At 58.6% G+C, this 8802-nt stretch carries 10 protein-coding genes; 8 read left to right on the forward strand and 2 right to left on the reverse strand.

Translation table 11 applies throughout. The features are described from left to right. Positions 1-155: 155 nt before the first annotated feature. Positions 156-347 (reverse strand): hypothetical protein, encoded by a 192-nt coding sequence (locus GTO91_RS17170; RefSeq protein WP_161259947.1) that lies wholly within the window; start codon positions 345-347, stop codon positions 156-158. 103 nt (positions 348-450) lie between these two features. Then, positions 451-840 carry a DUF1540 domain-containing protein gene (locus GTO91_RS17175; protein ID WP_161259948.1) on the reverse strand — a complete coding sequence of 130 codons (390 nt, stop codon included), beginning with the start codon at positions 838-840 and terminating at the stop codon, positions 451-453. Between the two features lie 127 nt (positions 841-967). Here GTO91_RS17175 and GTO91_RS17180 point away from each other — a divergent pair, with 127 nt between their 5' ends. The 8 genes from GTO91_RS17180 to GTO91_RS17215 all read left to right on the forward strand — a co-directional run. Further along, on the forward strand, positions 968-2170 hold the full coding sequence (locus GTO91_RS17180) for an ABC transporter substrate-binding protein (protein ID WP_161259949.1): 1203 nt from the start codon (positions 968-970) through the stop codon (positions 2168-2170). A 134-nt stretch (positions 2171-2304) separates the two neighbouring features. Continuing rightward, the gene (locus tag GTO91_RS17185; RefSeq protein ID WP_161259950.1) at positions 2305-3000 is read left to right on the forward strand and encodes an endonuclease III domain-containing protein; all 696 of its coding nucleotides are present in this window, start codon (positions 2305-2307) and stop codon (positions 2998-3000) included. Next, positions 2990-4489, forward strand: coding sequence for a thiamine phosphate synthase (thiE, locus tag GTO91_RS17190; protein WP_161259951.1), 1500 nt, complete (start codon positions 2990-2992; stop codon positions 4487-4489). Before GTO91_RS17185 ends, thiE begins: the two co-directional genes overlap by 11 nt. A gap of 119 nt (positions 4490-4608) precedes the next feature. Then, entirely contained in the window at positions 4609-5439 is an 831-nt protein-coding gene (locus tag GTO91_RS17195) for a deoxyribonuclease IV (RefSeq protein WP_161259952.1), read from the forward strand. Between the two features lie 27 nt (positions 5440-5466). Further along, positions 5467-5925, forward strand: a complete 459-nt coding sequence (locus GTO91_RS17200; protein ID WP_161259953.1) for an N-acetyltransferase — start codon at positions 5467-5469, stop codon at positions 5923-5925. Positions 5926-6077: 152 nt separating this feature from the next. Further along, complete coding sequence (locus GTO91_RS17205; protein ID WP_161259954.1) at positions 6078-7532, forward strand: glycogen synthase; 1455 nt, start codon at positions 6078-6080, stop codon at positions 7530-7532. 81 nt (positions 7533-7613) lie between these two features. Then, positions 7614-8336: a TIGR00266 family protein gene (locus tag GTO91_RS17210; protein WP_161259955.1), complete on the forward strand. Its 723-nt coding sequence runs from the start codon at positions 7614-7616 to the stop codon at positions 8334-8336. A gap of 124 nt (positions 8337-8460) precedes the next feature. Then, a partial coding sequence (locus tag GTO91_RS17215) for a hypothetical protein (protein WP_161259956.1) occupies positions 8461-8802 on the forward strand: 342 nt, incomplete at its 3' end.

Below are 8802 nucleotides of genomic sequence, written 5' to 3' on the forward strand. Positions count from 1 at the left end.
TTGTTTTCATTGGTGTTCAAGGTATTAGACAGAGAAGACCTATCCCAGTGAGCAGGTGCTGGAAAGGACAGTGGCATCCTTTCCGAACGGTTCGATTCCGACCACTGGCTTAACCACCGCGAGGTGGTTATTTTTTTAAGGAAAAAACCCCGCCTCTAATCGAGGTTGGGGTTTTCTCGCACCCACACCCGTTCCAGGCATTCCTCCAATGCGCGGGTCATCTCCTCCGTATGCACCCGGCTGACAACGGCCCGCTCCGAGGGGTCGGTGTAACACCAGGAAGCCATGGCGCAGTCTTCGCACCGGCCTTCGGGGTGGGGGCGGGGAAAAGGGATGATGATGGCCATCGCGCACCTCCCCAAAAACGGTCAGGGTTCATAAAAGCTTATTACCAGCGCGATGAAAATATGAAAGCCGCCGGTTGCCCACGGCGGCTTGAAGATACATGACTTACCGGTCCGCTCCCCGTTGGACAAAGGTGTGGCAGTCCGTCTCTACGTCGGTGTTGGCCCCTCCGCCGGTTACGTAAATCCCCGTAGCGTTGCAACGGTTCCCGGCGTCCCAGAAATTGCAGTTTTGAACGGTGCAGGTGATCGTCGGCACGGCCTGTTTGCCTGGCACGAAGGCCTCTTGGAGCACACCGCCCCAGTTCGTATTGTCCAGAGAGGCAACCATCGTTCCCAGCCCGCGCTTGCTGAAGGTCTTGCATTTCGTTCCTTCCGATTCTTTTGGCATATCGCCCTGTTCATTTAAAATGTCGATATTGGCGGCGCCGCAGATCTTGCCCGGCAACCAATGGTTGCAAGTCGACACCTCACAGACCACATCCGGTCTTCCCATGGAACCACCTCCTAGCGGTAATATGGGCGAAGACGCGTGAAACTATGTATTGACCAAGATTCTCGTAGCATTGCGAGTAAGAATCTGCTAACATAGTGCATGATATCTTAAAGAGGAGGAAACACACATGGATTCCCAACGCAAAAGATGGGCGCTCCCCCTGGCCCTGCTCGTCAGCGCCGGCATGCTGGCCTCCAGCGTGCTGACAGGCTGCTCGTCCGGGAAAGGGGCTCAAAATACGCCTGAAGCGAGCGAGATCATCATCGGCGGCAACTATGAACTCTCGGGCGGCAACGCCACCTACGGCGCGGCGGCCGTCAACGGCATCAAGCTCTACATCGATGACCTGAATGAAAAGGGCGGGGTGCTCGGCAAGAAGGTCAAGTTCGTCTCCCTCGACAACAAATCGGAAGCCGGTGAAGCCAGCAACGTCGCTGCCCGGCTGATCAACCAGGAAAAGGCCGTCGCCATTCTGGGCGGCGCAGCCTCCAGTTCCACCGTCGGTTTTGTCAAGCTGGCCAATGACAAAAAGACCCCTGTCATCTCCTCCTCGGCCGTCGCCGCAGAGGTGACCGTCGACGAAACAGGCAAGACGCGCGACTACGTTTTCCGCGCCTGCTTCACCGCCCCCTTCCAGGGCGAGGTGATGGCCCAGTACGCCCTCGATTCGCTGAAGCTGAAAAAGGCCGCCATCCTGGTGGACAACCAGTCCCCTTACAGCAAGGGATCCGGCAAGGCCTTCAAGGACTACTTTGTCAAGAACGGCGGTCAGGTCGTCGCCGAGGAAGGCTACGTCACCGGCGACAAGGATTTTCGTTCCGTCCTCACCCGGATCAAGGGCGTAGACGCCGAACTGATCTACGTCCCCGGCTACTATGAGGAAGCCGGGTTCATCGTCAAACAGGCCCGTGAACTGGGCATGACCCTGCCGGTCCTGGGCGGCGACGGCTGGGATTCGCCGACTCTCGCCAAGATCGCCGGCGCCGAGAACCTGAACAACACCTTCTTCAGCACCCACTACTCGGAAGAGGAAAAATCCGCCCGCGTGCAGGACTTCATCGCCGCCTACAAGGCTAAATACGGCGAGAACCCGGAAGCCCTGGGCGCATTGGGTTATGACGCTGCGGCGATCCTCGTCGACGCCATCAAGCGCGCCAATTCCACCGATCCGGAGAAGGTCCGCGAAGCGCTGATCGCCACGAAGGACCTGCAGGCCGTCACCGGCACGATCAGTTTTGACGCGCAGCATAACCCAGTCAAATCAGCCGTCGTCGTGGAAGTGAAAAACGGCAAGTTCACCTTCAAGGACAAGATCACGCCGAAGAGCTAACAGCACGAAGGCAAGTCAAGACGCCGAGGCGCAGCGCCTTGGCAAAGAGACTCGTTCAACGGAATGGTGTTCCGGAGCGGGGCGTACCCAGGCGGGTTGCCCCGCTTTTTACTATACTTGGGAAGGTGACGGTCATGGACGATCAACGCGCTGAACTGCTCCGCCTCTACCGCCGCCTGCTTGATCATTTCGGTCCCCGGCACTGGTGGCCGGCCGATACAACCTTGGAGATGGTCGTCGGCGCCATCTTGACCCAAAACGTGGCCTGGAAAAACGTCGTGACGGCCATTGATCAAATGAAGCAAGCAGGCTTGCTTGACATCAGCGCTATCGCGGAAGCGCCGAGGGAACAACTGGCCCGGCTGGTTCGTACGACCCGTTATTACAATCAAAAAGCGGAGCGGTTGCAAGACTTCGCCCGGCTGATCGTCGAGGATTACGGCGGGAGGTTGGAAAACCTGTTGTCGCTGGAGGCGGGGGAGTTGCGCAAGCGGTTGCTGGCCATCAAGGGGATCGGCAAAGAGACGGCTGACTGCATCATCCTCTACGGCGCGCAACAGCCGATTTTCGTGGTTGATGCCTATACTCGGCGCATCTTTTCCCGCCTCGGCTTCATTTCCGAAAAGGCCGGCTACGATGAGATGCAGGCCTTTTTTGCCGAGCGCCTGGAACCGGATCTGTATCTCTTTCAGGAGTATCACGCCCAGATCGATGGCCTGGGCAATCGCCTTTGCCTGGCCAAAGGCCCGTCCTGTGCGGAATGTCCGCTGGGCGAGTATTGCGCCTATCATCGGGGGGAAGGAAAGGGGAACGATAGTGATGAGCCTTGATGGGCTGTGGACAGGCAGGTCCGCCTTGAATATGGGCAGATACGGTCTGTTCAGGCGATCGCTGAGGGGGGCTGCACCGCTGGCGTGGCCGCCGGTGTTGGTGACCCATCGCAGGCTCTGCCCAAGCGATAAAGGCCTGCTCGACGTCATCGCCGGGGCGATTGAGGGCGGTATTGGGGCAGTCATCCTGCGGGAAAAAGACCTGACAGGCAAGGAACTGCTGGATCTGGCGCAGCGTGCGCTGGCGTTGACACGGCCGGCCGGGGCGTCGCTGATCGTCAACGGCAATCCAGCCGTCGCCGTCGCGGCGGGGGCTGACGGCGTTCATCTCGGCGCCGAAGACCTGCCGCCCGCCAAGGTCCGCTCGATTATCGGTCCCGGCATGTTGTTGGGCCGTTCCATCCATTCGCCTGAAGAAGCGCAGGCGCTGGCGGAATCGGGCGAAGCGGCGGTCCTGGATTATTTTCTCTTTGGGAATGTCTTTGAAACGGCTTGCAAGCCGGGCAAGGCAGCAGCGGGACTTGACGCGTTGAGCGAAAGCGTTCGTCGCTCTCCCGTCCCGGTGATCGCCATCGGCGGGATCACGGCCGATAAGGCGCCCCTGATCGGTCAATCAGGCGCCGCCGGGGTGGCCATCATGTCAGCGATCATGACGGCCGCCGACCCGGTTGCCGCCGCGAGGGCCATCACCGTCTCCGTTGCCAAGGCTGCTGCTGGAGTTGTTGCAGGGGCCGTTGCCAGCGTAGCCGAATCCGGGGACGATTCCGGGATCCTCTACGGCATCATCGGCCGGGAGCAGGCGCCTGATGAGGCAACGCTGGCGGCCATGGCCGATGGTGCTTACGCCGGCGGTTGTGATATCATCCAGTTGCGAGAGAAAAACATGCCGACGGGCGAATTTTTGCGCCGCGCCCAAATCCTGCGGGAGAGGGCTTCCCGCTGGGGGAAACTGTTCATTGTCAATGATCGCATCGATATCGCCCTCGCCGCCGGCGCTGACGGCGTTCACCTGGGGGCCGAAGATCTCCCGCCTGAGGTAGCCCGCCAGATGTGGCCAAAAGGGATCATCGGCGTCACCGTCCGCAATCTTGCCCAGGCGCAGGCTGCCGTTGCTGCAGGGGCCGATTACGTCGGGGCTGGTCCGGTTTATCCGACGACATCAAAAAAACTGGACGCTCAGCCGCTGGGTTTCGCAGGCCTGCAGGCGATTTGCGATGCCATCGATATTCCTGTCGTGGCCATCGGCGGCCTGAATGCCGGCAGGATGGACGGGATCGGGAAGACCGGCTGCAGGGGTGTGGCCGTCATCTCGGCGCTGTTTCAGTCCAGCGATGCAACCGGTCATCCAGATAGGGGACAAGACCATGCCGCGCCATGCAGGCTGACCGCTCCGCAAGCACACGAAATGAGCGATAGGCCTGACGCCCGTGAAGCGTCTGTCCGATCAGTTGTCGAAGAGGCAGCCAGGCGACTGAAGGCCCTGCTTTAAAAAACTCCCGACCGGGCAGGAACGAAGGGCTCTTTTGTCCAAAGAGTTTTTCATAAAAAGTCTTCGTAAGCGAACCTCGCACATCCCTGAAATACCCCGAAAGAAAGAAGGATGACCCGTTGTATTTGGGAGCGCATCTATCGATCTCAAAAGGCTTTGAGTCGGCCGTCCGGGAGGCCCTTTCCATCGGAGCGACGACGTTCCAGTTTTTTACGCGCAATCCCCGCGGCGGGGCGGCCAAAACCCTTGATCCCGATGACATCGCCCGTTCCATATTGTTGCGCGAAGAAAACGGATTCGGTCCCCTGGTGGCCCACGCGCCCTACACGATCAACTTGGCAGCCCCGAAAGAGGAGACCTGGGCCTTCGCCAAGACGACGCTGGCCGCTGACATCGTCCGGATGGCTACGGCGCAGATCCCCTACATTGTTGTCCACCCCGGCAGCCATGTGGGCCAGGGGATTGAGGCTGGGATCGAACGGATCACCCAGGCCTTGAATGAGATTCTCCGGCCCGACCAAGGCGTTATGGTGCTGTTGGAAGGGATGAGCGGCGCAGGCACCGAAGTGGGCGGACGCTTTGAGGAACTGCGAGCCATCATCGACGGCCTGCAAGTTCCGGAGGTCGTCGGGGTGAATCTGGACTCCTGCCATCTGTTCGGCGCCGGATACGATGTAAAAAGCGATTTCGCCGCTGTTCTCGATGCCTTTGATCGGATCGTCGGGCTTGAACGGCTGAAGGCGATGCACATCAACGACAGCCAGCAGCCGCTCGGTTCCCATAAGGATCGTCACGCCCTGCTCGGCCAGGGCTTAATCGGCAGCGATGCCCTGGCGGCGCTGGTGAATCACCCCGCGCTGGCTGGTCTGCCCCTCAACCTGGAGACGCCTGGGGAGATCGATGACTATCGCCGGGAAATTGCCTGGATGCGTTCGGTTCTGAAACAATAGACTATAGACGTAAGGGATGGAAGAAACATGATTTTACGCAAAGCCCGGATGAACGATGTGGAGGACATCCATGCCCTGATCAGTGAGAGCGCTGCAGAAGGGCTCATGCTGGCCCGGTCGCGGAGCTTGCTCTACGAGGGGTTGCGGGATATCACCGTCGCCGAAGAAGCGGGGAAGATCGTGGGCACCGGATCGTTGCATATCTTATGGGAGGATCTGGCGGAAATACGCGCCCTCGCCATCAGCAAGGACGCCCGGGGAAAGGGAATCGGCAAGGCCATCGTGGACATGCTGATCGAAGAGGCCAAAGACCTCGGGATTGACCGTGTTTTTGCCCTCACCTATCAGGAGGGTTTTTTCTCCAAATGCGGATTTTCAGTGGTGCAAAAGGAACAACTGCCCCATAAGGTTTGGAAAGAATGCATCGACTGCCCCAAGTTCCCCAATTGTGACGAGGTGGCCATGCTGCTCCAGGTGAAGCAGTAGCTGTCCAATCAGCGAAGCCGCCGGAATATGCCTTCGAGTGCTCCGTCGTCACGCCTTCGGCTATGTACATACCACCGACCGGAACTGCCAAGCCAGCAAGGAATCTTTGGCTTGCAAATGGCCGGTGGGAACGAGAGGAAGGGAAATAGACCGTGACGGAACAACCGTTGAAGGTTCTCTTCGTATCGGCAGAGGTTGTCCCCTTTGCCAAGGCCGGAGGTCTGGCTGATGTGGCCGGTTCATTGCCGCGGGCCCTTGCCTCCCTAGGCGTCGACGTCCGTGTGGCCATGCCCCGCCATGGGCAAATCCCCCGTGGCGCCTATGTGACCGATTACATGGTGGAAGTGGACGCCCGCAAGGAGACGGCGGTGATCCGCGAAGGCCGGATCGAGGCGCTGCCTGGGGGAAAGCCCGTCCCGGTGTACTTTATCGACAACTACCAGTATTTTGGCCGTGAAAACATTTACGGCTACAGCGATGACGGCGAACGGTGGGGTTTTTTTTCGCGCGCCCTTCTGGAGATGCTCGAACCGATCGATTTTATCCCCGACATCCTTCACTTCAACGACTGGCAGTGCGGCCCCGCCATCGCGCTGCTCAAAGAGGAATACCGCCATCATCCGGCCTATCGACGGATCGCCAGTGTGTTGACAGTGCACAATCTGGAATACCAAGGCCATTTTGGTCGTGACATCCTCCGGTTCATCGGGTTGCGCCAGGACCTCTTCCGCCCCGATGCCCTGGAGTTCTATGGTCAGGTGAACTACATGAAGGCCGGGCTGGTCTTCGCCGATCTGATCAACACGGTCAGCCGCACCTATGCCGAGGAGATCCAGACGGGCGAATACGGCTGGGGTCTCGAGGGGCTGCTGCGGCTCCGCCACTCCGATCTCTTTGGGATCGTCAACGGCATCGACGTGGAGGTCTACGATCCGGCGACAGATCCCCACATTCCCCATCACTATTCAGCAGACAACATGGACGGCAAAAAGCGGAACAAAGCGGAACTGCAGCGGCAGTTTGGCTTGCCTGTGTCAGACGCGCCGCTGTTGGGTCTGGTCCACCGCCTCGTCGATCAAAAAGGGATCGATCTCTTCGAGGGGATCGAGGAGGCCTTGTTCCAGGAGGAACTCCAACTGGTCGTGGTGGGGCAGGGAGACCCCCGCTATGAGGGTCTTTTCCGGCGGTTGAAGCAGCACTTTCCGGAGAAGGTGGGCCTCTTTATCGGCTTTGATTCGCCGCTGGCCCAGCGCGTCTATGCCGGCAGCGATTTTTTCCTGATGCCGTCGCGTTTTGAACCTTGCGGTCTGGGCCAACTGATCGCCTTCCGTTACGGCGCGATTCCCATCGTCCGCTCGACAGGGGGGTTGGCCGACACGGTTACGGACGCACGCTTCCCCAATGGAAACGGAGTAGTCTTTGAAACCTATCAGCCCGATCACTTTCTAGAGGCCATCCGCAGGGGCCTCGATCTGTACCGTCAGAAAGAGCGCTGGCAGCAGCTGGTTTCCAGGGTAATGCGGCTCGACCACTCCTGGCGGAGATCGGCCGATGAGTACATGCAACTCTATGGGCGGGCGCGACGAAAGGTGAATCCGGAACTGTAGTTGCGATAGGCCTAACCTTGTCCATACACTCGATCGAAGGTATACTTGAACTTGAGATTGATTTCCAGGGGGAGGTTGGGCATGCGTTATCAGGTCTTGGGTACGACCATGCAGGCATTGAATATCGACTTGGAACCGGGTGAGCGCATTTATACGGAATCGGGCGCTATGACATGGATGTCGTCCAATGTTCGCATGGACACAAACTTCAAAGGCGGCTTGTTCAAGTCTCTCGGTCGCGCCCTTTCCGGGGAATCGCTGACCTACACCTTCTTTGAAGCGATGGGGGGACCGGCTAACATCGGCTTCACCCCCTCCGCGCCGGGGAAGGTGTTGCCCGTTGAACTCGAGCGCGGCTACGAACTGATCTGCCAGCGCGATTCCTTTTTGTGCGCTCAGGAATCGGTGGAGATGAGCATCTTCTTCCAGCGTAAACTCGGCGCCGGTTTTTTCGGCGGAGAGGGATTCATCATGCAAAAGCTCTCCGGTAGTGGCATGGCTTTTGTTGAGATTGACGGCGAAGTCGTCGAAAAAAAGCTGGCTCCCGGCGAGCGGCTGATGGTTGACACGGGGCATGTTGCGATGATTGAATCCACTGTCTCGATGGATATTCAGATGGTCAAAGGCGTTAAAAACGCCATTTTTGGCGGGGAAGGACTGTTTTTGACCAGCCTGACCGGCCCCGGTCGCGTGTGGATCCAGACGCTCACCCTCGCCAACTTGGCAGGCCGGATATTGGCCCACGCCGGGAAACGGGAATCATCAGGCGGTATTGGCAGCTTGACCGATTTCTTTGATGATTAATTTAGATTTGTTTTGACAGAGTTATACAGAGATTCGCGCGATGCGGAAGGATAAAGCCGAACCATGTCGAAATTAAGCATCAAGGTATGTCATTTTAAATGCCCGCGAGGTGAAGAACCCAACGATGCTGGCGATAATCGGTTTTATTCTGATCGTAAGCGCATTACTGCTGGGGCTCTGGTGGTTCTTTTTGCAAGGGACGCCCTTTGGCCAACTGCCGTTGATGGTGGTCGGATGCGCCCTCATGTGGTTGATCGCCCTCAGCTTTCCCCAGATCACCCTATTGCCCAGCCCCTACCTTTTTCTGGTTGGGGGCGGGCTTTTGATCGCCTCTGTGGGTTTGGCTCGCACCTATGTCCAGGAGCAGAATCATGAACCGGTAAGCCCTCCGGCAGAAGGAGAGGCGGAAATGGAGGCGGAAGCGCCGGCATTGGCATCTCGGGCAGAAGGAGATGCGGAAACCGTC

It is taken from the genome of Heliomicrobium undosum, assembly GCF_009877425.1.
In the GTDB taxonomy this organism is placed as follows: domain Bacteria; phylum Bacillota; class Desulfitobacteriia; order Heliobacteriales; family Heliobacteriaceae; genus Heliomicrobium; species Heliomicrobium undosum.

Coding starts and splice junctions, on each gene's coding strand:
- GTO91_RS17180 (WP_161259949.1), top strand. CDS start 968: ATGGATTCCCAACGCAAAAGATGGGCGCTCCCCCTGGCCCTGCTCGTC.
- GTO91_RS17170 (WP_161259947.1), bottom strand. CDS start 347: ATGGCCATCATCATCCCTTTTCCCCGCCCCCACCCCGAAGGCCGGTGC.
- GTO91_RS17210 (WP_161259955.1), top strand. CDS start 7,614: ATGCGTTATCAGGTCTTGGGTACGACCATGCAGGCATTGAATATCGAC.
- GTO91_RS17185 (WP_161259950.1), top strand. CDS start 2,305: ATGGACGATCAACGCGCTGAACTGCTCCGCCTCTACCGCCGCCTGCTT.
- GTO91_RS17200 (WP_161259953.1), top strand. CDS start 5,467: ATGATTTTACGCAAAGCCCGGATGAACGATGTGGAGGACATCCATGCC.
- thiE (WP_161259951.1), top strand. CDS start 2,990: ATGAGCCTTGATGGGCTGTGGACAGGCAGGTCCGCCTTGAATATGGGC.
- GTO91_RS17175 (WP_161259948.1), bottom strand. CDS start 840: ATGGGAAGACCGGATGTGGTCTGTGAGGTGTCGACTTGCAACCATTGG.